Annotated in this window: 33 protein-coding genes; 12 read left to right on the top strand and 21 right to left on the bottom strand. The window is 65.4% G+C overall.

Annotated elements, in window-relative coordinates; genetic code table 11:
* The first annotated feature begins 91 nt into the window (after window positions 1–91).
* Entirely contained in the window at window positions 92–982 is an 891-nt protein-coding gene (locus KBY72_RS05715; protein ID WP_254961670.1) for a segregation/condensation protein A, read from the top strand.
* A gap of 23 nt (window positions 983–1,005) precedes the next feature.
* Window positions 1,006–2,187 carry an NDP-sugar synthase gene (locus tag KBY72_RS05710; RefSeq protein ID WP_254961669.1) on the top strand — a complete coding sequence of 394 codons (1,182 nt, stop codon included), beginning with the start codon at window positions 1,006–1,008 and terminating at the stop codon, window positions 2,185–2,187.
* On the opposite strand, the gene KBY72_RS05705 is transcribed toward KBY72_RS05710, so the two are convergent.
* Complete coding sequence (locus KBY72_RS05705) at window positions 2,184–3,020, bottom strand: methylenetetrahydrofolate reductase (RefSeq protein WP_254993220.1); 837 nt, start codon at window positions 3,018–3,020, stop codon at window positions 2,184–2,186. The genes KBY72_RS05710 and KBY72_RS05705 overlap by 4 nt on opposite strands.
* A 128-nt stretch (window positions 3,021–3,148) precedes the next feature.
* On the opposite strand from KBY72_RS05705, the gene KBY72_RS05700 reads away from it, so the two are divergent.
* Window positions 3,149–3,433, top strand: a complete 285-nt coding sequence (locus KBY72_RS05700; RefSeq protein WP_254961667.1) for a helix-turn-helix domain-containing protein — start codon at window positions 3,149–3,151, stop codon at window positions 3,431–3,433.
* On the opposite strand, the gene KBY72_RS05695 is transcribed toward KBY72_RS05700, so the two are convergent.
* The 9 genes from KBY72_RS05695 to KBY72_RS05655 form a co-directional block, all read right to left on the bottom strand.
* A complete protein-coding gene (locus tag KBY72_RS05695) occupies window positions 3,426–3,992 on the bottom strand; it encodes an adenylate cyclase (protein ID WP_254961666.1) in 567 nt (188 codons plus the stop codon). The two genes, KBY72_RS05700 and KBY72_RS05695, sit on opposite strands and share 8 nt — an antisense overlap.
* Window positions 3,993–4,025: 33 nt before the next feature.
* Window positions 4,026–4,961: an NAD(+) kinase gene (locus KBY72_RS05690; protein WP_254961664.1), complete on the bottom strand. Its 936-nt coding sequence runs from the start codon at window positions 4,959–4,961 to the stop codon at window positions 4,026–4,028.
* 14 nt (window positions 4,962–4,975) lie between these two features.
* A complete protein-coding gene (nuoK, locus tag KBY72_RS05685; protein WP_254961663.1) occupies window positions 4,976–5,305 on the bottom strand; it encodes an NADH-quinone oxidoreductase subunit NuoK in 330 nt (109 codons plus the stop codon).
* A gap of 69 nt (window positions 5,306–5,374) precedes the next feature.
* Window positions 5,375–5,977 (bottom strand): NADH-quinone oxidoreductase subunit J, encoded by a 603-nt coding sequence (locus tag KBY72_RS05680; RefSeq protein ID WP_254961662.1) that lies wholly within the window; start codon window positions 5,975–5,977, stop codon window positions 5,375–5,377.
* Complete coding sequence (gene ndhI / locus KBY72_RS05675; protein ID WP_106632670.1) at window positions 5,974–6,570, bottom strand: NAD(P)H-quinone oxidoreductase subunit I; 597 nt, start codon at window positions 6,568–6,570, stop codon at window positions 5,974–5,976. The genes KBY72_RS05680 and ndhI overlap by 4 nt, the downstream gene beginning before the upstream one ends.
* Before the next feature lie 81 nt (window positions 6,571–6,651).
* Window positions 6,652–7,782 (bottom strand): NADH-quinone oxidoreductase subunit NuoH, encoded by a 1,131-nt coding sequence (nuoH, locus tag KBY72_RS05670; RefSeq protein WP_106632671.1) that lies wholly within the window; start codon window positions 7,780–7,782, stop codon window positions 6,652–6,654.
* A gap of 24 nt (window positions 7,783–7,806) precedes the next feature.
* Window positions 7,807–8,976 (bottom strand): citrate synthase, encoded by a 1,170-nt coding sequence (locus tag KBY72_RS05665; RefSeq protein WP_254961661.1) that lies wholly within the window; start codon window positions 8,974–8,976, stop codon window positions 7,807–7,809.
* Window positions 8,977–8,990: 14 nt separating this feature from the next.
* The gene (locus KBY72_RS05660) at window positions 8,991–9,488 is read right to left on the bottom strand and encodes a SixA phosphatase family protein (protein ID WP_254961659.1); all 498 of its coding nucleotides are present in this window, start codon (window positions 9,486–9,488) and stop codon (window positions 8,991–8,993) included.
* Window positions 9,488–11,095 carry a DUF3352 domain-containing protein gene (locus KBY72_RS05655; protein ID WP_254993218.1) on the bottom strand — a complete coding sequence of 536 codons (1,608 nt, stop codon included), beginning with the start codon at window positions 11,093–11,095 and terminating at the stop codon, window positions 9,488–9,490. Before KBY72_RS05655 ends, KBY72_RS05660 begins: the two co-directional genes overlap by 1 nt.
* A 54-nt stretch (window positions 11,096–11,149) precedes the next feature.
* Between KBY72_RS05655 and KBY72_RS05650 the strand changes: the two genes are divergently transcribed.
* The 3 genes from KBY72_RS05650 (at window position 11,150) to KBY72_RS05640 (ending at window position 13,078) form a co-directional block, all read left to right on the top strand.
* The gene (locus tag KBY72_RS05650) at window positions 11,150–11,506 is read left to right on the top strand and encodes a rhodanese-like domain-containing protein (protein WP_254961657.1); all 357 of its coding nucleotides are present in this window, start codon (window positions 11,150–11,152) and stop codon (window positions 11,504–11,506) included.
* Between the two features lie 126 nt (window positions 11,507–11,632).
* Window positions 11,633–12,541 (top strand): HrcA family transcriptional regulator, encoded by a 909-nt coding sequence (locus KBY72_RS05645; RefSeq protein WP_106632723.1) that lies wholly within the window; start codon window positions 11,633–11,635, stop codon window positions 12,539–12,541.
* 87 nt (window positions 12,542–12,628) lie between these two features.
* Window positions 12,629–13,078 carry a TerB family tellurite resistance protein gene (locus KBY72_RS05640; protein ID WP_254961654.1) on the top strand — a complete coding sequence of 150 codons (450 nt, stop codon included), beginning with the start codon at window positions 12,629–12,631 and terminating at the stop codon, window positions 13,076–13,078.
* Window positions 13,079–13,094: 16 nt separating this feature from the next.
* Here KBY72_RS05640 and trpB read toward each other — a convergent pair whose 3' ends face one another.
* Window positions 13,095–14,366 carry a tryptophan synthase subunit beta gene (gene trpB / locus KBY72_RS05635; protein ID WP_396121860.1) on the bottom strand — a complete coding sequence of 424 codons (1,272 nt, stop codon included), beginning with the start codon at window positions 14,364–14,366 and terminating at the stop codon, window positions 13,095–13,097.
* A 145-nt stretch (window positions 14,367–14,511) separates the two neighbouring features.
* On the opposite strand from trpB, the gene KBY72_RS05630 reads away from it, so the two are divergent.
* The 3 genes from KBY72_RS05630 (at window position 14,512) to KBY72_RS05620 (ending at window position 15,582) form a co-directional block, all read left to right on the top strand.
* Window positions 14,512–14,775 carry a FitA-like ribbon-helix-helix domain-containing protein gene (locus tag KBY72_RS05630; protein ID WP_254993216.1) on the top strand — a complete coding sequence of 88 codons (264 nt, stop codon included), beginning with the start codon at window positions 14,512–14,514 and terminating at the stop codon, window positions 14,773–14,775.
* Entirely contained in the window at window positions 14,772–15,161 is a 390-nt protein-coding gene (locus KBY72_RS05625; RefSeq protein ID WP_254931874.1) for a type II toxin-antitoxin system VapC family toxin, read from the top strand. Before KBY72_RS05630 ends, KBY72_RS05625 begins: the two co-directional genes overlap by 4 nt.
* A 76-nt stretch (window positions 15,162–15,237) precedes the next feature.
* On the top strand, window positions 15,238–15,582 hold the full coding sequence (locus tag KBY72_RS05620; protein WP_254931873.1) for a translation initiation factor: 345 nt from the start codon (window positions 15,238–15,240) through the stop codon (window positions 15,580–15,582).
* 19 nt (window positions 15,583–15,601) lie between these two features.
* On the opposite strand, the gene KBY72_RS05615 is transcribed toward KBY72_RS05620, so the two are convergent.
* Window positions 15,602–15,973: a type II toxin-antitoxin system VapC family toxin gene (locus KBY72_RS05615; RefSeq protein ID WP_254931872.1), complete on the bottom strand. Its 372-nt coding sequence runs from the start codon at window positions 15,971–15,973 to the stop codon at window positions 15,602–15,604.
* Entirely contained in the window at window positions 15,970–16,212 is a 243-nt protein-coding gene (locus KBY72_RS05610; protein ID WP_254931871.1) for a type II toxin-antitoxin system VapB family antitoxin, read from the bottom strand. Before KBY72_RS05610 ends, KBY72_RS05615 begins: the two co-directional genes overlap by 4 nt.
* Window positions 16,213–16,345: 133 nt before the next feature.
* On the opposite strand from KBY72_RS05610, the gene cysC reads away from it, so the two are divergent.
* Entirely contained in the window at window positions 16,346–17,002 is a 657-nt protein-coding gene (gene cysC, locus KBY72_RS05605) for an adenylyl-sulfate kinase (protein ID WP_254931870.1), read from the top strand.
* Here cysC and KBY72_RS05600 read toward each other — a convergent pair.
* Together KBY72_RS05600 and purE are read right to left on the bottom strand one after the other, a co-directional pair.
* On the bottom strand, window positions 16,959–18,071 hold the full coding sequence (locus KBY72_RS05600; RefSeq protein WP_254962259.1) for an AI-2E family transporter: 1,113 nt from the start codon (window positions 18,069–18,071) through the stop codon (window positions 16,959–16,961). The genes cysC and KBY72_RS05600 overlap by 44 nt on opposite strands.
* On the bottom strand, window positions 18,071–18,652 hold the full coding sequence (gene purE, locus KBY72_RS05595; protein WP_254993214.1) for a 5-(carboxyamino)imidazole ribonucleotide mutase: 582 nt from the start codon (window positions 18,650–18,652) through the stop codon (window positions 18,071–18,073). The genes KBY72_RS05600 and purE overlap by 1 nt, the downstream gene beginning before the upstream one ends.
* A gap of 26 nt (window positions 18,653–18,678) precedes the next feature.
* Here purE and KBY72_RS05590 point away from each other — a divergent pair, with 26 nt between their 5' ends.
* Window positions 18,679–19,857, top strand: coding sequence for an N-acetylglucosamine-6-phosphate deacetylase (locus KBY72_RS05590; RefSeq protein ID WP_254931877.1), 1,179 nt, complete (start codon window positions 18,679–18,681; stop codon window positions 19,855–19,857).
* On the opposite strand, the gene KBY72_RS05585 is transcribed toward KBY72_RS05590, so the two are convergent.
* Window positions 19,811–20,215, bottom strand: a complete 405-nt coding sequence (locus KBY72_RS05585; RefSeq protein WP_254962256.1) for a type II toxin-antitoxin system VapC family toxin — start codon at window positions 20,213–20,215, stop codon at window positions 19,811–19,813. The genes KBY72_RS05590 and KBY72_RS05585 overlap by 47 nt on opposite strands.
* Complete coding sequence (locus KBY72_RS05580; protein ID WP_254962255.1) at window positions 20,215–20,484, bottom strand: type II toxin-antitoxin system VapB family antitoxin; 270 nt, start codon at window positions 20,482–20,484, stop codon at window positions 20,215–20,217. Before KBY72_RS05580 ends, KBY72_RS05585 begins: the two co-directional genes overlap by 1 nt.
* Before the next feature lie 113 nt (window positions 20,485–20,597).
* Between KBY72_RS05580 and bchM the strand changes: the two genes are divergently transcribed.
* Window positions 20,598–21,302 carry a magnesium protoporphyrin IX methyltransferase gene (gene bchM / locus KBY72_RS05575; protein ID WP_254993212.1) on the top strand — a complete coding sequence of 235 codons (705 nt, stop codon included), beginning with the start codon at window positions 20,598–20,600 and terminating at the stop codon, window positions 21,300–21,302.
* Here bchM and KBY72_RS05570 read toward each other — a convergent pair whose 3' ends face one another.
* The 4 genes from KBY72_RS05570 to KBY72_RS05555 form a co-directional block, all read right to left on the bottom strand.
* The gene (locus tag KBY72_RS05570; protein WP_254993210.1) at window positions 21,303–21,947 is read right to left on the bottom strand and encodes an alpha-ketoglutarate-dependent dioxygenase AlkB family protein; all 645 of its coding nucleotides are present in this window, start codon (window positions 21,945–21,947) and stop codon (window positions 21,303–21,305) included.
* Window positions 21,940–22,911 (bottom strand): RluA family pseudouridine synthase, encoded by a 972-nt coding sequence (locus tag KBY72_RS05565; protein WP_254932171.1) that lies wholly within the window; start codon window positions 22,909–22,911, stop codon window positions 21,940–21,942. Before KBY72_RS05565 ends, KBY72_RS05570 begins: the two co-directional genes overlap by 8 nt.
* Window positions 22,912–22,918: 7 nt before the next feature.
* A complete protein-coding gene (locus tag KBY72_RS05560; RefSeq protein ID WP_254932175.1) occupies window positions 22,919–23,635 on the bottom strand; it encodes a response regulator transcription factor in 717 nt (238 codons plus the stop codon).
* Window positions 23,636–23,696: 61 nt separating this feature from the next.
* Window positions 23,697–24,197, bottom strand: coding sequence for a hypothetical protein (locus KBY72_RS05555; RefSeq protein ID WP_254932172.1), 501 nt, complete (start codon window positions 24,195–24,197; stop codon window positions 23,697–23,699).

The raw sequence follows: 24,197 nt of genomic DNA, 5'->3' as shown, positions 1-24,197 counted from the left end.
CCAGCTGTGGTGCTTTGGCAGGGGTGCTGGTGCGAAATGGCCAGCACCGGTAGCGTGCGGCCAATGACTCAGCGGAGGCCTCGGGGCACCATTGGCTGAAGGAGGCGCAAGATTGGCCATACGCCTGCTCCAGGATGCGGCAGAGCGGGGCGATATCGACCCATGGGATGTGGACGTGATCGCCGTGGTGGATGGTTTTCTCGACCAGCTGCGCCAGCGCATTGAGGTGCCCCGCCTGGTGGTAGCAAACGCTCCAAGCCGGGGCGGCAGCTACGAACAGGACCTAGCTGAAACCAGTGAGGCCTTTTTGGCGGCCTCGGTGTTGGTGAGCCTCAAAGCCGAGGTGCTGGAAGCGGCCACCTTTGCGCAGGAAGCTCCAGACCAGGACGACATCGGCTTTGATTTCGATGCCGATGGCCAAGGCTGGCTGGTGAACCCCGCCCTGGCCCTGCCTCAGCGACCGGAAAGGCACCTCTGGCGCCGGCCCGTAGCGCCGCCACCCCTACAACGACCGGTGACCCTGGGGGAATTGATCCGCCAGCTCGAGGACATCGCCGAGCGACTCGAAGCGGACGAGGGTCGGATTCGGCCGCGCCACCGCCCCAAGCGCTACAGCGAAAGGGCCGCGATTGAGCAGGTAGCGGCCCTGGCGCACCGCGAGAAGTTGCCGGAAACCACCGCTGCTCTCAGCCAGTTTTTACTTAGCTGGGATCCAGCCCACGACTGGGCCGGCTTCAACGAGCTGGTGCAGGACTGGGCTGCCCACGTGGAAGCCAAGGCTGCGGACGCCGAGCTGGACCGGGACCGGGTGGGGGTGTTCTGGGCTCTGTTGTTTCTCTGCCACCAGGGCAAGGTGGAACTCGACCAGCAGGGCGGGCTGTTTGGCCCTCTGCACCTGCGGCGCCTGCTCAATCCTGGCGAGACCCGCCAACTGCCCCTAGTGCCAGCCCTCGGTGCGGCGGAGCAGGCGCTGGCGGCTTAAGTGGTGCGTCTAGGCTGGCGCCCATGAAGGCGATGATCCTGGCTGCTGGCAAGGGAACACGTGTGCGGCCCATTACGCACACGATCCCCAAGCCGATGATCCCCATCCTGCAGAAACCCGTGATGGAGTTTCTGCTGGAGCTGCTGCGGGAGCATGGGTTCACCGAAATCATGGTGAACGTCTCTCACCTGGCTGAGGAGATCGAGAACTACTTCCGCGATGGTCAGCGCTTCGGTGTTGAAATCGCCTACAGCTTTGAAGGCCGCATCGAAGACGGTGAGCTGATCGGCGACGCGATGGGATCAGCAGGAGGGCTGAAGAAGATCCAGAATTTCCAGCGCTTCTTCGACGACACCTTTGTGGTGCTTTGCGGTGATGCCCTGATCGACCTTGATCTGTGCGAAGCGGTACGTCGCCATAAGGCCAAGGGCGCCATGGCCAGCATGATCACCAAGCGAGTTCCCAAGGATCAGGTGAGCAGTTATGGCGTAGTCGTCACAGACGACGACGGCAGGGTGCGCTCCTTCCAGGAAAAGCCGGCGGTTGATGAGGCCGCCAGCGACATGATCAACACCGGCATTTATATCTTCGAGCCAGAGGTGCTCGACTTTGTGCCAAGCAACCAGCCCTTCGATATCGGCTCCGACCTATTTCCCAAACTGGTGGAGGCCGGCGCAGCTTTCTACGCCCTGCCGATGGAGTTTGAATGGGTTGATATCGGCAAGGTGCCGGATTACTGGCAGGCAATCCGCAGCGTTTTGCAGGGCCAGGTGCGTCAAGTGCAGATCCCTGGCAAGGAAGTGCGGCCAGGGGTATTTGCCGGCCTCAACGTGGCCGCTGACTGGGATCAGATCAATATCACCGGCCCCATTTATGTGGGCGGCATGACTCGCATTGAAAATGGCGCCACAATCATTGGCCCGGCGATGATTGGCCCCAATTGCCACATCTGCGAAGGAGCCACAATCGACAACTCGATCATCTTTGACTACTCCCGCATCGGGGCTGGAGTGCGTCTGGTGGAGAAGCTGGTGTTTGGCCGCTATTGCGTTGACCGCAACGGCGACCACTTCGACCTACAGGAGGCCGCCCTCGACTGGCTGATCACCGATGTGCGCCGGCAGGATGTGGTGTCGCCATCGCCGCAGCAGAAGGCGATGGCCGAACTACTGGGCACCGATCTGGCCCTGAGCAACTCCAACTAGCCCAGCGCTAGGGGCTTCAGGCCTGCCTGCCGCAGGATCGCCGGAATTCGCTCCTCAGCCTTAATGGCCATCAGATGTACCCCCTGGGCAATCTGGAGATAGGCGCCCACCTGTTCCGCGGCGATAGCTACGCCCTCTGCCGCCGGATCTGGCGCCGCAGCCAGCCGGTCGATCACGGCCTGGGGAATGTTGGCGCCAGGCACCACCCGGTTGATGAAGGCGGCGTTGCGGGCCGATTTGAGTAAAAACACACCCGCCAGCACGGGCAGATCAAGCGGTGCGGCGAGGTCACCAACAAAGCGCTTGAGAGCTTCAGCGTCCATCACCATCTGGGTTTGAATGAAGCGGGCACCGGCCTGCTTCTTGCGCAGCAGCCGGCTCTTGAGACCACTCCAACTAGCCGACTGGGGATCGGCAGCTGCACCGGCAAATAGGTCGGTGGGTCCATCGGGCAGCTCACCTTGCACCGGATCCTGCCCGCCATTGAAGTGCTGTACCAGCTGCAACAACCGCACCGCCTCCAGCTCATTCACCGGGCGGGCCCCGGGCTGGTCGCCGGCCCGCACGGGATCGCCGGTGAGGCAGAGCAGGTTGCGCACGCCCAAGGCATGGGCACCGAGTAATTCGGCCTGCAGGGCAATGCGGTTGCGATCGCGGCAGGCCAGCTGCAGCACCGGCTCGATGCCGGCGTCAAGCAGCAGGCGGCATAGGGCCAGGCTGCTCATCCGCATCACGGCGCGGCTGCCATCAGTGACGTTTACCGCATGGACCCAGCCCCGCAGGGACCCTGCGGCCGCCAATGAGCGCGAGGGATCCCCTCCCCTAGGTGGCATCACCTCTGCGGTGAGAGCTGGCTGCCCGCTAGCAAGTGCCCGTTGAAGCAACAAACCAATCGCGCCACTTAGGACCATCATGGAACAGCGCCCTGCCTACAGTGCTGGCAAGCGCTCGACTTGGGCCCATGGATTCCAATCACGCCACGGGAGGCTCCCTCGGCCAGGTGCGCCATGAGCTTTCGGAGCGGGAAATTGAGATAATTGAATTGGTGGCTAAGGGCCTAACCAACCAGGAGATCGCCGAATCGCTGACGATCAGCAAGCGCACCGTGGACAACCACGTGAGCAACGTCTTCACCAAAACAGGCGCCAAGAACCGGGTAGCCCTGCTGAATTGGGCCATGGACCACGGCAAAATCTGCCGTGACGGCTTCAACTGCTGCTCGATTGAACCCGGCAAAATTAGCTAGCTGCAGGCTCGAACAGGGCCAAGCGCTCCGCTTCTGGCCAGAGAGCCAGGGGCCGGCGGGCCAGGGCCGCATTGCTTAGCTCATGGCGCCCAGTTAGCTCACGCCCGCACCAGGCGGGCGGCTGGAGGGCCAGGCCTTGCACCAGCCCCTGCGGCTCCAGTTCCACCTCGGCCACCACCAGCGGTGCATTCGCACCCTCAAAGACGTCGAGCACCCACTCCCCACCTGGCAGATCAAGGCCGTAGCGCACTTTGCAAAGGCCCTGGGGCGCTAACGCCAGCAGGGCAGCAGCATCCGCCTCTGGAATGGCATATTCGAATTCCTGGCGCACCAATCCCTCCGGCAGCAGGCCCGGGGCTTCAAGAAGCTGCTCGGTGCGGGCCTTGAGGGTGAGCCAGGCACCGGCTACGGCCTCTTCACCGCTGGCACGGCGCACCCGCACGGTGAAGCCATCGGCGCTCGCCACCAGGTAGCCCTGCTGCAGCTGGGCTTGCCAGCAGATATGGCGGCGCCAGTCCAGCCCCTGCACCAGAAAGCGGCGTTCAATTTCCAGGGCCATGGGGCGATTTCGGGCGGGGGGCAGCAGGGGGGGTTAATTGTGGGACGGCTCAATGGCGGTGAGACTGCCAGCCCAATGCAGCTTGTGGGTGAGGGTGCGGTAGTAGGAGGGGCTTTGCTCCAGCAGCACCTGCAGGGCCGGGTGAGGGCTGCGCTCCACCAAGGCCCGATCGCCGGGTTCAAGCACGGTGGCGTGGGCGCCATCTTTCCAAAGCTTGACCCGGCGACTGGTTTCGCCCAGGGGCCACACCGAAAGCTGGGCCCTAGGCGGCACCACCACGGCCCGGCTCGAGAGGCTCATCGGGCAGATCGGATTAACCACGATCGCTTCGATGCCCGGGTGCAGGATCGGCCCACCGGCAGCCATGGAATAGCCAGTGGAGCCGGTGGGAGTGGCAATGATCAGGCCGTCGCCGCGGTATTGATCCACTACCTCACCATCGATCTCCAGCTCCAGCAAACAGGTGGGGGAGACCTCATCGAGGCAGGGCCGGAAATAGAAGTCGTTGAGAGCCAGATGGCCGATCTCTGAGACATCAACGCCGTCTCCCCGGTCGATATGGGCCTGCAACATCATGCGCCGCTCCAAGGCAAAGCGGTCTTGACGCAGCCGGTCCCAGAGGCTGTGCTCCTCGATCTTGAGGGCGTCGGTGCTCAGGCGCAGCAGACGGCGATCGTGGGTGAGGAAGCCGAGGTGGCCGCCCACATTGAAACTGAGGATCGGCACATCGAGGGGGGCCAGATGGCGTGCCGCACCGAGCACGGTGCCATCGCCCCCCAGCACCAGGGCTAGATCGGGCAGCTCGGCTTCCGTGGCCAGCAAGCCGGGAAAGGGATTGCGGGCCAGGCCACTGGAGGCCACCACCACGTGCACCCCCTGGGCCGCCAGGTCTTCTGCACAGCGCTTGGCCTGGCGGTTGGCCGCCTGGCTGCCAGACCTAGAAATCAGCCAGACCCGCTCAAGCCGCATCGCTAAAGGACCGGCTACCAGCGCAACAGGTTGAAGCGCTCCATATCAACCGTTTCGCGGTTGCGATAGAGGGAGAGCAGGATCGCCAGACCAACGGCCGCTTCAGCCGCGGCCACGGTGATAACGAAGATGGCAAACACCTGGCCGCGGATCAGCTGGCCATCAAGATAGTTGGAGAAAGCCATCAGGTTGATGTTGACGGCATTAAGCATCAGCTCAATGCTCATCAACACGCGCACCGCATTGCGGCTGTTGATCAATCCCCAGACACCGGTGCAAAACAAAATCGCCGCCAGGGCCAGGTAGGCCTGGAGGGGGATGGTGGTGGGGATGGTGAACTCCATGACGGTGGCAACGATGACGGTGGCAATAATGGCGGTGGCAGTGAGGCTGAGAGGGCGCGGAAACGCCCGCTAGCGAGGAGAGTTTTCCAGCAACAGGGGGGTGCGCTCCTTCTCGATCAGGCCCTGATCGACTGCCTCACCTGTGATCACATCGCTGCTGAGCACATCGCGGCGGGCCAAAACGATGGCGCCGATCATCGACATCAGCAGCAGCACCGAAGCCAGCTCAAAGGGCAGTAGGTAGTCACTGAAGAGGTGCTCGCCAATGCGAATCGTGGCCTCCTCGCCCACGGGTTCTGGGCCAGGTAGGGGCCAAGGGGTAGTGAAGGCCACCCGAATCAGCAGCAAAAACAAGCCACCGCAGACAGCGCCGGAGAGCAGACGCCGTAGACCAAGCCCGGGAATGGCCGCCAGATTTTCCTTTTTATTGACGAGCATGATCGCGAACAGGATCAGCACGTTGACGGCGCCCACATAGACGAGCACCTGGGCCGCTGCCACGAAACTGGCGTTTAGCAGCAGGTAGAGACCTGCCACCGAAAGAAATACTCCGCCCAGCAGGAAGGCCGAATAAACAATGTTGGGCAGCAACACCACCCCGAGGGCTCCAAGCACCAAGGTGGCGGAGAGAGCAACGAAGCAGATCAGCTGGGTAATGGAGGCGATAGTCATGACGCGTCTCCGCTAGGCAGGGATTCGAGCACCTGCTCGGGCAGTTTGCCCACCCGCGGCGCCGTATCCGGCACATCGTGAGGATCCAGTACTCCCTTGGGCAGGTAGACCAACTCCCGCAGGGGAACTACGGCCGGATCGCTGGTGACACTGGTAGGCAGGCGACCAAGGGCGATGTTGTCGAAGTTGAGGCTGTGGCGATCAAAAGCTGCCAGCTCGTATTCCTCGGTCATCGACAGGCAGTTGGTGGGGCAGTACTCCACGCAGTTGCCACAAAAAATGCACACCCCGAAGTCAATCGAGTAGTTGCGCAGCTCCTTTTTCTTGGTGGCTTTGTTCATCACCCAATCCACCACCGGCAGGTTGATCGGGCAGACCCGCACACACACCTCACAGGCGATGCACTTGTCGAATTCGTAGTGGATGCGGCCCCGATAGCGCTCGGAGGGGATCAGCTTCTCGTAGGGGTACTGAACGGTGATCGGCCGGCGCCGCAGGTGATCAAAGGTCACCGCCAGACCCTGGGTCAGGTAGTTGGCCGCACCCACCGCATCGCGGGTGTAGTCACCGACTTTCTTGAGAAACCCGAACATGGAGTTGGCTCTGGGGGGAGGCGGTCGGAATGGGTCAGCCCATGATGGCTGGTCTGGAGAAAAGCTGGTGCTCAGGCGCGGTCAGCCGCCAAACACAGCCGGGAAGGCCAGCTTGAGCGCTGCCGTGATCAGCAGGTTGACCAGGGCAATCGGTAGCAGAAACTTCCAGCCCAGATCGAGCAGCTGGTCGATGCGCACCCGTGGCGTGGTCCAGCGCAGCAGGATCGCCAGAAACACCAGCAGGTAGGCCTTTAGCACCGTCATGACGATGCCTACCGAGCCGGTGATCAGTTGCACCAAGGGTGCATCTATCGGCTGGTGCAGCCAGCTGGCCAGCCACTCCACGGGGATGGGGAAACCCCAGCCGCCTAGGTAAAGCACCGACACCAGCAGGGCCGAGAGCACCAGGTTGATGTAGCTGCCGAGATAGAAGAGGGCGAACTTCATGCCCGAATACTCGGTCTGGTAGCCAGCCACCAGCTCCTCTTCCGCCTCAGGAAGGTCAAAGGGCAGGCGCTCACATTCGGCTAGGGCGCAGATCCAGAAGATCACGAAGCCCACCGGCTGACGCCAGATGTTCCAGCTGAGGATGCCAGCGCCGGTCTGCTGGTTGACGATGTCAACGGTGCTGAGCGAGTTGCTCATCATCACCACGGCCAGCACAGCCAGGGCCAGGGGGATCTCGTAGCTGATCGACTGGGCCGCCGCCCGCAGACCGCCCAGCAGCGAATACTTGTTGTTGGAGGCGTAGCCGCTCATCAGCAGGCCGATTGGCTGGATGCTGCTCAGGGAGATCCAAAGAAAAATACCGATGCCAACGTTGCTGATCAGCAGGTGCTGGCCGAAGGGCACCACCAACCAGCTGAGAATCACCGGAATCAGCACCAGCACTGGGCCGAGGGTGAACAGCAGGCCATCAGCCCGGGCCGGAATGATGTCTTCCTTGAACACCAGCTTCAGGCCATCGGCCATCGGCTGAAGCACCCCTAAAGCGCCGGCGTATTCAGGACCAATGCGCTGCTGCACCGCTGCTGAGATCTTGCGCTCCAGCCAGACGTTGACCAGCACGCCCACCACGGCCGCAACCAGCACCAGCACCATGGGCAGGGGCAGCCACAACAGGTGGGCGGCGGCAGGACTCAGGCCGAAGCCCTGCAGGGCCTGCTCAAAACTGGCCTCTAGATCCAGGCCCGGAGCCGTGGTGGTCAGCATGGCGGCAGCTTAGATGGGGTCAACTTAGCGGGCCCCCACGGGCTGCCAGTCACGGGAGGGCTGACCGGTATAGATCTGGGAGGGCCGGTAGATGCGATTAGCCCCCAGCTGCTCCTTCCAATGGGCCAGCCAGCCAGCCGTGCGGGCGATAGCAAAAATGGGCGTGAAGAGGTCTTCAGGGATACCGAGCTTGCGGTACACAAGGCCTGAATAAAAGTCGACGTTGGGGAAAATTCCCTTAGGCCCCAGGCGCTCGGCCGCGACCTCCTCCAGCTTGCGGGCTAGGTCGTACATCGGATCGTGACCGAACTGGTCAAAGAGCTGCTCCGCCAGACTTTGGAGAATCACAGCCCGGGGGTCCTTGACCTTGTATTCCCGGTGGCCAAAACCCATGATTTTTTGCTTGCCGGCAATCGCCCGATCCAGCCAGGGCGCCACCTGATCTGGGCTGCCGATCTGGCCGAGCATCTCCAGCACATCTTCATTGGCACCGCCGTGCAGGGGGCCCGCCAGGGTGCCAACCGCTGACGCCACCACGGCATAGGGGTCGGTGAGGGTGCTGGCCGTCACTCGGGCGCTGAAGGTGCTGGCGTTGAGGCTGTGCTCAGCGTGCAGGATTAGACAAGCGTCAAAGATGCGGGCCGCCAGCGGATCGGGCTCCCGCTCCGTGAGCATGTAGAGAAAATTGGCGGCGTAGGCCAGGTCGTCGCGGGGCTGGATCGGATCTTGACCCTTCCTGATCAGCTGGAAGGCCGCCACCATCGTGGGGATCTTGGCGATCAGCCGCACCACCGCCGAAACGATGTATTCGGGGTTGTCGAGGGCTCGACGGGAATAAAAAAGGCCCAGGGAGGCGGCGCTGCTCTGCAGCGCATCCATCGGATGCCCCCCGGAGGGGAAGCACTTCATCATGTCCCGAATGCGGAAGCTGACCCGGCGGTGCATCTGCACCTCCTGCTCAAACTCCTGCAGCTGCTCAGTAGTGGGTAGCTCGCCCCAGATCAGCAGATAGGCCGTCTCCAGGAAGGAGCTGCTGGATGCCAGCTGGTCTACGGGGTAACCGCGATAGGTGAGCACCCCCCGCTGGCCATCGATGTCGCAGATCGACGACTGGGTAGCCGGCACCCCTTCCAAACCCGGCCGAAATGGGGCTGGGGTAGCCGCTCCTGTTACTACCAAGCTTCTCCACCGCACTCACTAAGGCGAACTTACGGCTGCCGCTGGCCATCCCGCCGTAGCCGCAGCAACCGTGGGCCAATTAGGGCCTCCAGGCTGGCCCCGGTTGGGCCCAGGCGCAGCAGCACGATGCCTGCCTTGCGCAGAGAAATTGTGCCCGCCGGCAACCCCAGCAGGCTCGAGGCCAGCTCGCCCAGGTCTGGCTCATGGCCCACCAGGCCAAGGCGCTGCCAAGTGCCCTCCTGCAGCAGCGGCAGCGGATCACCACCCGGCGCCAGGCGATCCTCCAACTCCATCGCCGGCGCTAGACCAGCCGCCACGCCAATTTCAGCGGTCTGCAGCGCCCGCCGCAGGGGGCTGCTCAGCATGCGATCACAGTGGAGCTGCAAGCGGCACAACTCCGCCGCCACGGCCGCAGTGCGCTGACGGCCTTCAGCCGTAAGGGCCCGCTCCTGATCAGGGCGATCAGGATGGCGATCTTCAGCGATGCCATGGCGCCAGAGCAGCAGTTCGCGCTCAGCTTTAGCCATCAACCGAATTCAAGGCGGGCCTTGAGGTGCAGGTTGGCATCAGGCTGCGCTTCCCAGCCCAGGCTCAGGCTCTGCACGGCCGGGGCCAGGGGCTGGCCGGCCAGGGCCGACAAAAGCTGCCAGGTGCTCCAGCGCTTCAGCAAGGGCTGGGCCCGGCCCGCCGCCATAGCCCACTGCAGGGGAGCCTGGGGTAGATCGAGGCCAGCGAGCTGCTCCAGCCGCAGCCGGGGCGGCTTGCGGGAGTCACGCTGCTCCTGCAGCACCGCCAGGGTCTGACCCCACCAAGCCAGTCGGCCCTGGCTGGAGCGGGCGCCCTCCAGGCTGGCCTGCAGCTGGTTGGCATCGCCGCGGGCGAATCGGCGTCCAGCCTGGCCAGCCTCCAGCCTGGTCCAGACCCGCAGATCGGGATCCCCTTCCACCGGCAGCGGCGCGGCGATCAATCCCTCGGCGGCGAGCACCCCAGCGAGGGCGTCCGGCTGCGGTTGGTCGGCGCCAGTGCCCAGCAACCAGCCCTCACTTGCCTCACTGCGCAGCAGCGGGCCATCGGCGGCGGCAGCCACCAGGGCCGGGAACGATCCCGGCTCGGCCTGCAGCACCGCCGCCAGCAGGGGCTGCCAGTAGGCCGGCCAAGCGGCGGGGCGCTGCACCAGGGCCAAGCTCTCTGAGGGGCCCTGCAGGGCCGCTAGTAAAGCCGCTCCTGTGGGGTCAATTTCCGCAGTGCCATCCGCCGAGGGAGCCGGCATTGCGGCATCTGCAGCGAGCTGGAGCAGGGCATCCAGCTCCAAGGAGCGGTTGTGGGGGCGCAGGCTGGCCACCAGCTCCTGCACTACCCCAGGCGCCGTGAACTCAGCCGGCAACCCCAACCAGGGCCCCAGCGTTTCCGGTCGTGCTGTTAGCAGCAGCGCCCCCTGGTCAAGGCGTTGAACCGCCTGCTTAAAGCGGGGGCTGGCCGCCTGGTTGAGCTCATCGATCTGGGAGACGTCGAGGGCCTGCTCCAGCACCCCCCGGCCCGACGCGATCAACACCAGGTCGTCATCGATCAGCGCCGTAGCGATTGGCACCGGGCTGGTGCCCACCAGGGCACCACGGCCACTGATCAAGCCCATGCCGCGGTAACTGCTGATCTGCAGGTCGGTGCCAGCAAGACTGCGGGTCTGCCAGAAGCGCTGCAGGAAACGGCGGGCGCCGTCAGCGTCGCGACTGCGCAGGGCCAGCAACCAGCCAGCGGGGGCCGCCCCGGGCTCGGAAGCTAGTAGGGCAAAGCCAAGTTCGCGGCCCAGCCAGGGGGCCAGCTCGCCGGGATAGTCGAGGCCGGCGGCGGCGAAAGCACCATCCCTAAGACCCGCGACCGCCTCAGCCGCCTGGCGCCGCTGGCGGGGGGGAGCCACCGCCCGGGCGTAGCCCACCAGCTGCTCACCATCGCTGAGCAGATAGAGGCTCAGAGCGGCTTGGCGGGGCACAAAGCGGGCCGCCCGGGGCGACACCAGCTGCTGGTGCTGCAGTTGCAAGGGGGAGTGCTGCAGCACCAGCCACCAGCCACCCGCCGCCAGGCTCAGCAACAGCAATGTCACCGCCAGCACGACCGCCAAAAACGGGCGGGCCTTCATGCGCCCCACGCAGGATGGGTCCATCTTGACCCCAAGCCACCCCGTCTGCCCGCCATGGCACCTATCGAAACGACACCGCAGACAATCCGGGCCCGCGACCTGCAAGAGCGGCTGGAGCGGGGCGAGGCGATCCAGCTGGTGGACGTGCGCGAAGACACCGAACTGGAATTGGCCCGCCTGCCCCATGCCGTGGTGCATCTGCCCCTGGGCCGATCTAACGAATGGATTGGCCAGCTCAACCAGCTGCTCGACCGCGACCGCCCCGTAGCCGTGCTGTGCCACGCCGGCGTGCGCAGCTGGCATCTGGGCTGCTGGCTGATGCAGGAACACGGCTTTGGTGACGTCTGGAATGTGCAAGGGGGCATCGATGCCTGGAGTGTGGAGGTCGATCCAGCCGTACCCCGCTACTGACACCCGCAGGGCTGCGTACGATCGCCTCACTCCAGCGGCGCCCGCTTGCAGTCCGCCTCACCCAGGCCCTTGCCCGCCCGGCAGCAGGAAGTACTGCAGCTCGCCGTGCGCCACTACGTCGACACGATGGAGCCGGTGGGCAGCCAGACCCTGGTGCGCCGTTTTGGCCTGCAGGCCAGCCCGGCAACGGTGCGCTCAGCCATGGGAGCCCTGGAGCAGCGTGGCCTGCTCACCCAGCCCCACCCCTCCGCTGGCCGAATCCCCAGCCAGCAGGGCTATCGCACCTACGTTGATCAGCTGCTGCCCGCACCAGGCGCGGCCGCCCTGCAGCTGGAGCGCGAACTCACCGGACTCAGTCTGCAGTGGGCAGCCCTCGACGATCTGCTCCTGCATCTAAGCCGGCGCCTGGCAGATCTCACGGGCCTGCTCAGCCTGATCACCAGGCCCCAACGCCAGCAGTCCCAGCTGCAGGCCCTCCGACTGGTAGCCAGTGGTGAACGCCTGCTGGTGTTCCTGGTGGAGGGGGGCTCCACAGCCAGCAGCCTCAACTTGCGGCTGCCCTGCCTTGCAGTAGCGGAACTGGCGTCCCTTGAGCGCTGGGTCGCGGTCCAACTCGAGGGCGGCAGCATCGACTGGGCCGCCCTGCCCTCCCACCTGACCAGCAGCGGCGCCGTGCTGCGTCAAGCGCTGGCTAGTCATGGGCAGTCGCGCCAGCTGGAGGGCGAAGGCGCTGTAGCCATGGGCCTCGCTGGCCTGCTTGCCCAGCCGGAATTCAGCCAAACCCTCAGCCTGCGCCCCTTAGTGGAGCTGGTGGAGGATGCGCCCCAACAGCTCCTACCCCAGCCAGGCATTTGGATCGGCGCCGAGCATCCCCACCGGGCCCTGCACCAGTGCGCCGTGGTGCAGGCCAACTACCGCAGCGGCGACGGCGGCGTGGGCCAGGTGGCCTTGGTGGGGCCGATGCGCATGGCCTATGCCACGGCCCGAGCCGCCGTGGGCTCGGTGGCCCAGGCGCTGGAAAGGCTTTTGCGCTAGATCGGGCCCTTGGCGATCAATCGCAGCGCCAAATATTTCACCAGTCAAAGCCGGTAAACTGATTTCAAACATCAGCTCAACCAGTTAATGGACCTCCAATCAGCAGGAGTGATCCTGAGAATTCTCAATCTGGTTGCCCTTGCCGATGGTGGGGTATCTCTTGAAGAAGAGAACCTCTTGGACTCTCTGAGCAAACAATACAAACTTCAGGCCAAAATTATTAATTGGGAAGATCAATTATCTGATCCCTCCTGCATCGAGGATCTGGCAGCTTTGATAAATCCGGAGCAACGGGAACTGGCCATGAAAACCGCCGTGATGGTGGCTTCCGCATCAAGACAGCAGCAGGACGATGAATTCATCTGCGAGCAAGAGCGCGCGATCCTTTCTCGTCTTGCCACCGGCCTCGAACTGAGCCCCGATCAGCTGCAAACAATCGAGAACGCGGCGGCCGAGGAGATCAAGGAGCACCCCAACCTGTGGCAGGTGCTGTTTTCGCTATTCGGCAATCGTTTCGACTTCCCAGTTCTGGGCTGATCCCAACAGGCTTGAATCAGCCCCCCATCTTGTCGCCGAGCTTCTCGGCCACAGTGTTCACGTCCTTGTCGCCGCGGCCCGAGAGGTTAAGCACCACCTCAGTGCCGGGGGCCAAGGTGGGGCAGAGCTTCTCCAACCAGGCGAAGGCGTGGGCCGTTTCCAGTGCCGGGATGATGCCCTCCAGCCGGCACAGAAGCTGCAGGGCGTCCAGTGCCTCGGTGTCTGTCACGGCGCCGTATTCAGCCCGGCCGATGGTTTTGAGGTAGCTGTGCTCGGGGCCGACGCCGGGGTAATCGAGGCCGGCGCTGATCGAGTGGGCCTCCTGCACCTGGCCCTCCTCGTCCTGCAGCAGCAGGCTCATGGCGCCGTGAAGCACCCCAACGCGGCCCTCGGTGATGGTGGCGGCATGGCGGCCGGTGGCCACGCCATCGCCGGCGGCCTCAACCCCCACCAGACGCACGTCCGTGTCCTGCACGAAGGGATGGAACAGGCCCATGGCGTTGGAGCCACCGCCCACACAGGCAACCAGCACATCGGGATTGCGGCCAAAGGCCTCGTGGCACTGGCGCTTGGTTTCCTCACCGATCACCGCGTGGAAATCGCGCACCAGCATCGGGTAGGGGTGGGGCCCAGCTACCGAGCCGAGGATGTAGTGGGTGCTCTCCACGTTGGTGACCCAGTCGCGGATCGCCTCACTGGTGGCGTCCTTGAGGGTGGCAGTGCCGGCAGTCACAGGTTGCACCGTTGCCCCCAGCAGCCGCATGCGGAAAACATTGAGGGCTTGACGGCGCATGTCCTCGGCGCCCATGTAAACGACGCACTCCAGCCCGAAGCGGGCGCACACGGTGGCGGTGGCCACGCCGTGCTGGCCAGCGCCGGTCTCGGCAATGATCCGCTTTTTGCCCATGCGCAGTGCCAGCAGCGCCTGCCCAAGAGCGTTGTTGATCTTATGGGCGCCGGTGTGGTTGAGGTCTTCCCGCTTCAGCCAGATGCGCGGGCCGCCCTCGGGCCGGCGGTAGTGCTCCGTTAGCCGCTCGGCCTCATAGAGGGGATTGGGGCGCCCCACATAGGTGCGCAGCAGGTGGTTGAGCCGGTCGGTGAAGGCCGGATCCTTCCAGGCCTCAGCCGCGGCCTGCTCCAGCTCCGCAAGAGCGGGAATCAGGGTTTCCGGCACGTACTGGCCGCCGAACTGGCCGTAGCGGCCCAGGCTGTTTGGGCGAGCTGCGCGCTCCAGGGCCGCTGGATCGACGCCGCTGGCTGCGGAGATGGGAGAGACGGTGCTTGTCACCGGTGGCGCTATCAGATCTTGTAAGCCTAAGAAGCCAGCGGCCGGCAGCAGCGCTTCCAGCACACGAGCATCGTTGGACGACGCACGGCGATCCAGAACCACGGCCTGCAAGGGTCCAGAACGGATCCATAATGGTTGTATCGCCTTGAGATCGCTGGCTGCCGTGGCCAAAACCATCACACTCAAAAACCTGCCCGAGGCGCTTCATGCCCGGCTCGCCGCGGCGGCCAAGCGGCACCGGCGCAGCCTCAACAATGAAGCGATCGTTTGCCTGGAGGCCGGACTAGGCCATGACCACTTGGCCGCAGAGCAGCAGCTAGGAGAGATTCGGACCCTGCGCGACAGCCTGGCTCGGCACAGCTTTGATCCGGCTGAGATCGATGCCTTCAAGTGCGAAGGTCGGCCTTGATTGTTGTCGACACCAACGTGCTGGCCTATCTGCTGCTGCCAGGGCCCAAAACAAAGTTGGCAGAAGCTCTGTTGCTCGATCAACCCCGCTGGGCAGCACCGCCGCTCTGGCGCAGTGAGTGGCGGAATGTGCTCACCACTTACCTGCGGCGTGACCTGCTCCTGCTCCCGCAGGCCGTGGCGCTGATGCAACGGGCAGAGGTGCTGCTGGCTGGCCAGGACGAACCGGTGGCGTCCGAACAGGTCTTGCAGCTGGCTCACAGCAGCCGCTGCAGTGCCTACGACTGCGAATTTGTGGCTGCTGCGCAGCAACTGGGGGTGCCGCTGGTCACGGAAGACCGCGCTGTACTTATTGCATTCCCGGACGTGGCGAGACCCCTGGGTTAAGGCCCGAACCGGGGGCATTGCGATCACGGGGAAGGCTGCGCCGACCAGAATCCGAACCAGCGTTGCAGGATTGGGCATGGCCAAGAAGGGCGGCTGGCAGGAATTCAGCAGCAACGCCGCAAGCACGGCCAGACCCACCGCCTCTGGGGCCGGCCCGGCGGGCGCACCCAGCCCAAAGGCCCAGCAGCGGGTGCGGGTGCAACGCACCAAGGCAGGCAAAGGGGGAAAACTGGTGACGGCGATCACGGGCCTTGAGGCGCCGGAAGCCGAGCTGAAAACACTGCTCAAGCAGCTCAAGGCCGTTGCCGGCACAGGCGGCACCGTCAAAGACGGCGTGATCGAGCTGCAGGGCGACCAGGTGGCCCCGGCCCTGGCGGCGCTGGAGAAGGAGGGCTTCCGGCCCAAGCAGGCGGGGGGATGAAAGGCAAGCGCCACCAACCTCAGAAACCCGCCTTGGTGAAATCGTCGCCGATGTAGCCAAGGGGCAATTGGTCACGCTCAGCCAGGGCCGCCGCAAAACAATCCCCGAAGTTGAGCTGGGCCGGATGACCCTGGCCCTTGCCAAAACGCTTGAAGATGCCGAGAGCGCGCTCTGCCAGATCCGCATCCACCGGCACAAGATCGGGGTCAATCAGATCCAGCAAGGTCTGCATCGGTTCGAGCACTCCACGGCAGTGAGCAACCAGCAGCAGCTCCTGCAGGGTGCCTGCGGACATGCGTAGGACCTCTGCCTCCTCGAGCGTCTGCTGGTGTCGCTCCCACCCCGGCTCTCGCTGAAGAATCGCCAGCAGCAGCGAAGTAACCAGAATCACGATGGCAAGCCCTGCTCGTCGTACAGCGAATCGGGATGAAAAGGTTTGGCCGTCTCAATGGCCTGATCCTGCAGGACTGGTAACTCGGCACTGAGGCGCCTGCGCCGGCTCAACCACCGCTGCCGCTGCAGCTCCAGCTCCAAGGCATCCCGCACAATCTCCGTGGACCCTCTGCCCGTGAGCTGCCGCAGCTGCTCGAGCAGGGCGTCCACCCGAGGGCTCTTGATGCTGACAGCCATTGCGGAAAATTTTTCTAGATTTTAATTCTAGAATCAAAATCAGCCCTCGTGCACCAGACAACAAAGCACCTCTCAAGGGCCTGACGCGGGGCACAGGAGAGAATGTCCCCATCCGTCCCAACGCCCTGCGCCGATGTCCGCCGCTCCCACCAACCCGACCTACGGCGAAGTCACCACCCAGGGAGCCTCCACCAACATCGCCTGGCACCACACCTCGGTGGATCGCTCTGGCCGGGCCCTGCAGCGCGGCCACCGCAGCGCCATCCTTTGGTTCACCGGCCTCAGCGGCTCGGGCAAAAGCACCCTGGCAAACGCCGTGAACTCCGCCCTGTTTGAACAGCGACTCAGCTGCTACGTGCTGGATGGAGACAACATCCGCCACGGCCTCTGCAAGGACCTGGGCTTCTCCGATGCTGCCCGCGAGGAAAACATCCGCCGCATTGGCGAGGTGAGCAAGCTTTTTCTGGATGCGGGGGTGGTGGTGCTTACCGCCTTCGTGTCGCCCTTCAAGGCCGACCGCGACAAGGCCCGCGCCCTGGTGGACCCCGGCGACTTCATCGAAATCCACTGCGCCGCCGATCTGGAGGTGTGCGAGGGGCGCGACACCAAGGGCCTTTATGCCAAGGCGCGGGCCGGCGAAATCAAGGAGTTCACGGGCATCTCCAGCCCCTATGAGGCCCCCGAGCAGCCCGAGCTGCGGGTGCCCACCGGCAGCCAAAACCTGGAGGAGTCGGTGGCCGTGGTGCTCAGCTATCTGGCAGCTCAGGGCGTGATCCCGCAGGGGAGCTGAACACCGGCACCTCACCGGAGCGCAGCTGCTCTCCCCAGGCATCAAGAAAGGTTTTGGCGCAGCTGGCCACCGGCACCGCCAGCACCAGGCCGAGCAGATCCCCCAGGCCCAGCAGGCTGCCCAGGCGCGCACCCAACGGCAGGCTGATCAGCAGCCAGGCCGGCTGCAGGCCCACAATCCGGCCCATCAGCCGGGGCTGGATCACCTGGTCCACCACCTGACCAACGCTGATGGCTGCGGCCAGCACTTCTAGGCCCGTGCGGGGATCATCCAGGGCAAGCAGCACGCTCACCGCCACGATCGTGAGGGCACTGGCATAGGGCACCAGGGTGGTGAAGCCAATCGCCACCGCAAACAGCACTCCATAGGGAATGCCCAGCAGGGTGAACACCACGATCTGGGCAACGCTGAGAATCAGGGCCAGCAACACCTGGCCGGCGAAGTAGCCGCGGAAGGTGCGGTTCAAGGTCGTGACCACCAGGCTGCGCGCCCGTAGGGGAAGCCACTGGGCCAGGCCGGAACTGATGCCCTCCCCTCCCAGCAGTAGAAACACCGCCAGCACCAGCACGATCACGGTGTTGACCGTGAGGCCCACGGTGGTGCCCAACAGACTGAGCAGCTGCTGGCTGAATTGGCGGGCCAGCTGGCTGGTGCGGGTGAGCAGCTCGCTGCTGAGGTCGCCAAAATCGGTGGGCAGACCCCGCGCCACCGCCCAGGCCTGCAGCTGCTGCAACAGGGTTTCCCCCTGGGCCAACCAGCCCGGCAGGGCCGTGATCAGCTCGCCCAACTGCTCGACCAGCCGCGGCACCAGCCAGACGGCGGCCAGGCCGATCAGGCCCACACTCACCCCCACCACCAGGGCGTAGGCAAGCCAGCGCGGCAGACCGCGGCCCATCAGCCAGCGGCTGGGCAAATCCAGCAGGAAGGCGATCAGGGCGGCCGCCACAAACAGGGCCGGGAAGGGCGCCAGGGGCAACAGCAGCTGGCGCAGCACCCAGAGGTTGAGCACCAGCAAGGGCAGGGCCAGGCCGGCCTTGAGCCAGGGGGGCAGAACGAGCCGTTCCAGCATCAGCCCATCTGCTCCAGATAAGCCCGGCTGCCCAGCTGCTGCAGGCGGGAGTCCTTGGCCGTTACCTGGCCGTGCAACCCATCGCGGTAGTCCGAGATCTCCTGGGCGAGGCGGGGATCAGCGGTGGCAAGGATCTGCGCCGCCAGCAGGCCAGCGTTGAGGCCATTACCGATCGCCACCGTGGCCACCGGAATACCAGCGGGCATCTGGACGATCGAATGGAGCGAATCCACACCCGATAGGGCCCGGCTTTGCACCGGCACGCCGATCACCGGCAGGGTGGTGAGGGCGGCCACCATGCCGGGCAGGTGGGCGGCGCCGCCGGCGCCGGCCACGATCACCTTGAAGCCGCGCCCGCGGGCCATCTGGGCAAATTCCACCATCTCCAGGGGAGTGCGATGGGCAGAGAGCACCCGCACCTCTACCGCCACTCCAAACTGCTCCAACACCTGCACCGCCGGCTGCATCGTGGGCAGGTCTGAGTCGCTGCCCATCACCACCGCGACCCTGGGAACACCGGGGCCCGCGGGCGAATCGGAAGGGGGGATGGCAACCACGCAGGCGCAGGCGGAGAATGGCATTGTCCCGTCTGGCGGCCCTTCTGCCCATGCGCTGGCTCAGCAATGTGCGACTGCCCCAGGCCAAGCGCTGCAGCCATGGCGCCAACCAGCGCTGGCGCATCGGCCTTGACGACGACGATCTGATCAGCCTGGTGGAGCCTTTGCCCGCCGGCAGCCGGGCCGCCGGTGACGACTGGCACGGCGACTGGCTCAGCCCGGCCGGGGTGGATCTGCAGATCAACGGCGGACTGGGCCTGGCTTTTCCGGAGCTCACGCCGGCCGATCTTCCCCAGCTGGAAGCGCTGCTGGAGCTGCTCTGGCGCGATGGTGTCGAAGCGATCTGCCCCACCCTGGTGACCTGCGGCGTTCCACCCCTGCGCCAAGCCCTGGCCGTGCTGGCCGAGGCGCGGGCAGCCCACCGACCAGGCCGCTGCCAGCTACTGGGCGCCCACCTGGAGGGTCCCTTCCTTGAGCCCAGTCGCCGGGGCGCCCATCCCGCCCAGCACCTGGCCGCCCCCAGCCTGGCCGCCCTGATGGAACGCATTGACGGCTTTGAAAGCGACATCGATCTGGTGACCCTGGCCCCGGAACTGGAGGGCGCTGGCGCCGTGATCACCGCCCTGGCCGAGCGGGGCATCGTGGTGAGCCTGGGCCACAGCGCCGCCAGCGAGACCCAGGCCCAGGCAGCCTTCGCTGCCGGGGTGACGATGCTGACCCACGCCTTCAACGCCATGCCTGACATGCACCGGCGCGCGCCAGGGCCGGTGGCGGCGGCCGCCCTGCGGGGGGATGTGGCAATCGGCCTGATCGCCGATGGGGTGCACGTGGCCCCCACCATGGCGGTGCTGCTGCAGCGGCTGGCACCTGAGCAAGTGGTGCTGGTGAGCGATGCCCTGGCCCCCTACGGCCTCGGCGAAGGCCAGCACCGTTGGGATGAGCGCTTGCTGATCGTGGCCGACGGCAGCTGCCGGCTGGAAGACGGCACCCTGGCCGGCGTCACCCTGCCCCTGCTGGAGGGGGTGCGGCGCCTGGCCCAGTGGACCGGTGAGCCGGCCCGGGCCATCGCCGCGGCCACCGTGCTGCCCCGGCGGGTGCTGGGCGATGACCGCAGCCTCGACCAAATGCTGCTGGGCATGCCCCTAGCGGAAACCCTGCGCTGGCAGGAGGGGCCCGCCGGACTCAGCTGGCAGCGGGGTTCCAGGCCGACTGAAGATCGGTATCACTGAAATCGTTGCCCTTAAACAGCAAGGGAACTCCAGCTCCCTTCGCTAGGGCGTATGAGAAGCAATCGCCGAAATTCAAGCCAGCACGATGCCGGCCTTTGCCGTAGCGGCTGAAGGCACTGCGGGCAAGCTCGGCCTGATCGCGATCAACAGCCACGATGTTGATCTGAGCCGTGCTGAGGAACAGATCCAGATCGCGCTGGCCGTCACGGCCTAAGCGCGCTTCGAGCACGATGGAGAGCTCCACAAGGGACGCCGCCGAGAGCATGCAACTCTTGGCGGCGGCAATCACGGTGTTGAAAGCACTGCGCTCGGGCTCGTCCTGGAGGATTGCCAGCACGGCAGAGGTGTCAATCACCATCAGGAGGGCAGGCCACGGGCGTCGTAGCCGAGGATCTGCTCTGCCGTGCGCTGGTCGCGCATCGGCCTGGCAGCACAGCTCAGGGCGATCTGATCAAGACGACTGACGAGTAGCTCCTGGGCGTCAGGACGGAACGTCTGCTGGCGGCGTAACCGCTGCAGACGTTCCTCGAGGGCCAGGATCACGGCGACGGTTTTGCTTTCTCCAGCGAGAGCAGCGACCTCAGAGGCAAGCCTGCTTGCCTCTGGATTGCGAATGTTCAGCGCCATGGCCAAGCCGTGTAGACAGCACAATTTCAGTGTATACACGACGCGGGATCATGGGCTCTAGCAGGAGCCGCTCCCTAAGATCCAATCCACTTCTAGGCCCTGTGCCGCGCTCGATGCCCACCGCAGCCAAAACAGCCGCCGAAAAACTCGAGGTGAAGGGCTACTTCGAAACCACCGGCTTCGAGCGCTGGAATCGCATCTACAGCGACAGCGACGACGTCAACCGGGTGCAGCGCAACATCCGCATCGGCCACCAGAAGACGGTGGACAACGTGCTGGCCTGGCTGCAGGAGCAGGGCAACCTTGAGCAGCGCAGCTTCTGTGATGCCGGCTGCGGCGTAGGCAGCCTGACCCTGCCTTTAGCCCAGCTGGGTGCGGGCTCAATCGCCGCCTCCGACCTCTCCGCCGCGATGGTGCAAGAAGCGGAGCGCCGCGCTGGTGAGCTGGGCGTCAAGCCCGGCCAGATCAGCTTCCTGGCCTCCGATCTCGAGAGCCTGGAGGGCCGCTACGACACGGTGATCTGCCTGGATGTGTTCATCCACTACCCCCAAGCCCCGGCCGAGGAGATGGTGCGCCACCTGGCCTCGATGGCGGAGCGGCACCTGATCGTGAGCTTCGCCCCCTACACGCCGCTGCTAGCCCTGCTCAAGGGCATCGGCCAGCTGTTCCCCGGCCCCAGCAAGACCACCCGGGCCTACACCCTGCGCGAGGCGGGCATCGTGGCCGCCGCGGCCAAAGCCGGCTTCAAGCCCATGCGCCGCAGCCTCAACAAGGCGCCCTTTTACTTCTCCCGCCTGATCGCCTTCGAGCGGGGCTGATTAGCGGCTGGCCCGCACCACCCGAAACGTCAGGTTGAGGCGCTGCTGCTGCAGCCGCAGCCGGCGCGGCAGGGCGTGCTGCCACCACAGCTGGGTGGGGGGCTCCATCAACAGCAAATCGCCGTTTTGCAATGGAATGTTGAACGGAGTGCAATCGCCAAAACCAGCAGGCAACTGGCAGGCACCGGAGGTGACAGCGGCGCGATTGCGCGGGCTGGGCTGGGGCCGCAGGCGGAAGTCGCGGGGGGCCCCAAGGCTGAGGGAGGCGATTGGGGCGGTGGGCTCGAGCTCGGGTTCATCGTCCGCATGCCAGCCCATGGCGTCGCGGCCGTCGCGGTAGCGATTGAGCAACAGGGAGTTGAAGCGCCAGCCCGTGAGCACCTGCAGGGCCTCGCGCAGCTCGGCGGCAGCCGGCGACCAGGGCTCAATCGCGTTGGCCAGGCCGCTGTAGCTGTAGCCGCAGCCGGGATCGGCCATCCAGCAGGTGAGCCGCGGCAGCAGGTGGCGGCGGCCGTAAATCGTGATCGCCTCCTGCTTCCAGGGCACCTCGAGCTGCAGGCGCTCCAGCAGCTCAGCCGCGGCGCTGGGCGCCAGCCAGGCCGGCCAGTGGCGCAGGTGCAGGCCCGGAGCTTGAACTTCAGCCATCAGCAGCTCCGCGCAGGGCCTCGGGCAACGGCGCCTCCAGCGCAAGCAGGTCGCCATCGGGGCAGACCAACCGCAGCCGGTGGGCGTGCAGGTGGTAACCACCATCCCCCGGCAGGGCCTGCTCGGCGGCCAACCCGCCCGGGACGTAGAGCGGATCGCCCAGCAGGGGCGCCCCGGCGGCGGCGGTGTGGATGCGGATCTGGTGGGGCCGCCCCGTAGCGATCGTGACCTCCACCAACCAGGCCCGCTCGCCTCGCTCCAGCAGACGCAATTCGCTTCGGGCCGGCAGGGCAACCGGATCCGCCGGAGCCGCGGCCCATATGGTGCCCAGCCGGGTATGGGGACAGCGACCAATCGGCGTGGTGAGGCTGAGCTGTTGGTCGGGCTCCAGCGCCAGCAAAGGGGACTCGGGGACCGGGGGCTGGAGCAGGGCCCGGTAGGTCTTGGTGCAGCGGCATTGCGCCGTGCTCTCCCGCAGCAGGGCGCTTAGCCAGGCTCGGCTGGTGGAGCTGCGAGCACATACCAGCAGGCCCGAGGTGAAGCGTCCCAGGCGGTGCACGGGCCGGGCCTCGGGCCAGCGGTCCTGGAGCTGGGCCAGCAAGGTGTGCTCCAGGAAGCCACCGGCCGGCAGCACCGGCAGGCCGCTGGGCTTGTTGAACACCAGCAGGTCGCCGTTGTCGAACAGGGGGCTGGGCAACACCGGCACGGCCGCCTCCTGCCAGGGGGGCCGATGCCAGATCAGCCGATCTCCGGCTGCGAGGGCCCCATCGGCCTGGAGCTGCTGGCCGTTCCTGGAGATCTCCCCGGCGGCGAGGCGCTGCAGCCAATCGGTAGGCGTTGAATGGCTATAGCAACCGGCATAAAAAGCGCTGACGCTCCGGCCGGCGGACCTGGGGGCGATGCGATCCCTATAGGCGAAGCCGCCATTGAGGGCAGGCGCCAGCCAGCCTGTTTCAGTCAACAAGACTGTTTCAGTCAACAAGCCCGTGCTCGAGCGCATAGCGCACCAGTTCGGTACGGCTGGCGGTGCCGGTTTTGATGAACAGCCGACTGACGTACTTCTCGACGTTGCGGATCGAGGTTTCCAGCCGCCGGGCGATTTCCTTATTCATCATCCCCTCGGCCACCAGCTGCAACACGCTGGCCTCCCGAGGCGTGAACACATGCTCGGGCGCGCTGGCTGGCTTCTTGGCACTGCCCGTGGCGAGCAGGGAGCGAATCTCGGTGATCTGCTTGGACAGCTGGCCAATGTCGGCATCGGCGAAGCGGGCCGCCTCCGCCAGCAGCCGCTGCTGGCGCTTGACGACGTTGTGGACCCGGGCCACCAGCTCGTCAGGATCAAAAGGTTTGGGGATGTAGTCGTCGCAGCCGGCCTGGAAGCCGGTGACGCGATCAGCAGTCATGCCCTTGGCGGTGAGAAAGATCACCGGCGTGCCTCCCAGCCGCTCGTCGGCCCGCAACTTCTGGAGCAGGCCGTAGCCATCGAGGCGCGGCATCATCACGTCGCTGAGGATGACGTCGGGCAGCATCTCCTGGGCCACGGCCCAGCCCTCCTCACCGTCGTTGGCGGTGGTCACCGCAAAGCCCTCATCTTCCAGATAGGCCTTTACCGCCGTGCGCAGGCCGGGTTCATCGTCGACCAGCAGCAAGCGCACGGGCGTCGCTTCAGGTTCCTGGGCCGGAGTCATATCTGGGTTCATGGCGGCCACTCTGCAGGTATCCAGTCGGCATGAATCAGTCTGCAGGCGCTCAGCGGGAGCGTCCAGGCACGATCTGCTCGGATTCCCGCAGGCTGCCGCTGTAGCCGAGCTGGCGGGCCAGGGGGCCCAGGCCAGCTGGATCCTTGCCGGCTTGCTCGGGGAAGCAGGTGGCCCACCACACCAGGTGGTCGATGCGATTGGCGGTCGTTATCGCTCCGCCCGGGTTCAGCTCGCGGATGTAGAGGTTGGGGCCATCGCTAGTAACCCGCATCGGCGCCGAAGGGGTGCAGCGGATGGTTTCGCTGCGCACCTTGACGTCGTTGGGCTGCTCATCCCAAAGCTTGATGCGCCACAGGCCGGGGGTCTTGGCATCGGCTACAGCCCCGTAAATACCAATCGCCTGCTTGCCGCCCAGGCCGGGGCGCTCCTGCAGCAGCAGCAGTCCTGGCGGCCGGGCATCCTCTGGCCGCACCCCGCCGCCCTCCGCCCAGCTGGGTGGCGCCAGCGCTGCTGCAAGGGCCACCAGCAATAGGGTTCTGGTTGGCAACAT

The sequence above is a fragment of the Cyanobium sp. BA5m-21 genome (assembly GCF_024346235.1).
GTDB classification, from domain to species: Bacteria; Cyanobacteriota; Cyanobacteriia; order PCC-6307; family Cyanobiaceae; genus Cyanobium_A; species Cyanobium_A usitatum.
This window is presented reverse-complemented; position numbering and strand designations above follow the sequence as displayed.

Coding starts and splice junctions, on each gene's coding strand:
- KBY72_RS05710 (WP_254961669.1), top strand. CDS start 1,006: ATGAAGGCGATGATCCTGGCTGCTGGCAAGGGAACACGTGTGCGGCCC.
- KBY72_RS05705 (WP_254993220.1), bottom strand. CDS start 3,020: ATGCCACCTAGGGGAGGGGATCCCTCGCGCTCATTGGCGGCCGCAGGG.
- KBY72_RS05700 (WP_254961667.1), top strand. CDS start 3,149: ATGGATTCCAATCACGCCACGGGAGGCTCCCTCGGCCAGGTGCGCCAT.
- KBY72_RS05695 (WP_254961666.1), bottom strand. CDS start 3,992: ATGGCCCTGGAAATTGAACGCCGCTTTCTGGTGCAGGGGCTGGACTGG.
- KBY72_RS05690 (WP_254961664.1), bottom strand. CDS start 4,961: ATGCGGCTTGAGCGGGTCTGGCTGATTTCTAGGTCTGGCAGCCAGGCG.
- nuoK (WP_254961663.1), bottom strand. CDS start 5,305: ATGGAGTTCACCATCCCCACCACCATCCCCCTCCAGGCCTACCTGGCC.
- KBY72_RS05680 (WP_254961662.1), bottom strand. CDS start 5,977: ATGACTATCGCCTCCATTACCCAGCTGATCTGCTTCGTTGCTCTCTCC.
- ndhI (WP_106632670.1), bottom strand. CDS start 6,570: ATGTTCGGGTTTCTCAAGAAAGTCGGTGACTACACCCGCGATGCGGTG.
- nuoH (WP_106632671.1), bottom strand. CDS start 7,782: ATGCTGACCACCACGGCTCCGGGCCTGGATCTAGAGGCCAGTTTTGAG.
- KBY72_RS05660 (WP_254961659.1), bottom strand. CDS start 9,488: ATGGCTAAAGCTGAGCGCGAACTGCTGCTCTGGCGCCATGGCATCGCT.
- KBY72_RS05655 (WP_254993218.1), bottom strand. CDS start 11,095: ATGAAGGCCCGCCCGTTTTTGGCGGTCGTGCTGGCGGTGACATTGCTG.
- KBY72_RS05650 (WP_254961657.1), top strand. CDS start 11,150: ATGGCACCTATCGAAACGACACCGCAGACAATCCGGGCCCGCGACCTG.
- KBY72_RS05645 (WP_106632723.1), top strand. CDS start 11,633: ATGGAGCCGGTGGGCAGCCAGACCCTGGTGCGCCGTTTTGGCCTGCAG.
- KBY72_RS05640 (WP_254961654.1), top strand. CDS start 12,629: ATGGACCTCCAATCAGCAGGAGTGATCCTGAGAATTCTCAATCTGGTT.
- KBY72_RS05620 (WP_254931873.1), top strand. CDS start 15,238: ATGGCCAAGAAGGGCGGCTGGCAGGAATTCAGCAGCAACGCCGCAAGC.
- KBY72_RS05610 (WP_254931871.1), bottom strand. CDS start 16,212: ATGGCTGTCAGCATCAAGAGCCCTCGGGTGGACGCCCTGCTCGAGCAG.
- cysC (WP_254931870.1), top strand. CDS start 16,346: ATGTCCGCCGCTCCCACCAACCCGACCTACGGCGAAGTCACCACCCAG.
- KBY72_RS05600 (WP_254962259.1), bottom strand. CDS start 18,071: ATGCTGGAACGGCTCGTTCTGCCCCCCTGGCTCAAGGCCGGCCTGGCC.
- purE (WP_254993214.1), bottom strand. CDS start 18,652: ATGCCATTCTCCGCCTGCGCCTGCGTGGTTGCCATCCCCCCTTCCGAT.
- KBY72_RS05590 (WP_254931877.1), top strand. CDS start 18,679: ATGCGCTGGCTCAGCAATGTGCGACTGCCCCAGGCCAAGCGCTGCAGC.
- KBY72_RS05585 (WP_254962256.1), bottom strand. CDS start 20,215: ATGGTGATTGACACCTCTGCCGTGCTGGCAATCCTCCAGGACGAGCCC.
- KBY72_RS05580 (WP_254962255.1), bottom strand. CDS start 20,484: ATGGCGCTGAACATTCGCAATCCAGAGGCAAGCAGGCTTGCCTCTGAG.
- bchM (WP_254993212.1), top strand. CDS start 20,598: ATGCCCACCGCAGCCAAAACAGCCGCCGAAAAACTCGAGGTGAAGGGC.
- KBY72_RS05570 (WP_254993210.1), bottom strand. CDS start 21,947: ATGGCTGAAGTTCAAGCTCCGGGCCTGCACCTGCGCCACTGGCCGGCC.
- KBY72_RS05560 (WP_254932175.1), bottom strand. CDS start 23,635: ATGACTCCGGCCCAGGAACCTGAAGCGACGCCCGTGCGCTTGCTGCTG.
- KBY72_RS05555 (WP_254932172.1), bottom strand. CDS start 24,197: ATGTTGCCAACCAGAACCCTATTGCTGGTGGCCCTTGCAGCAGCGCTG.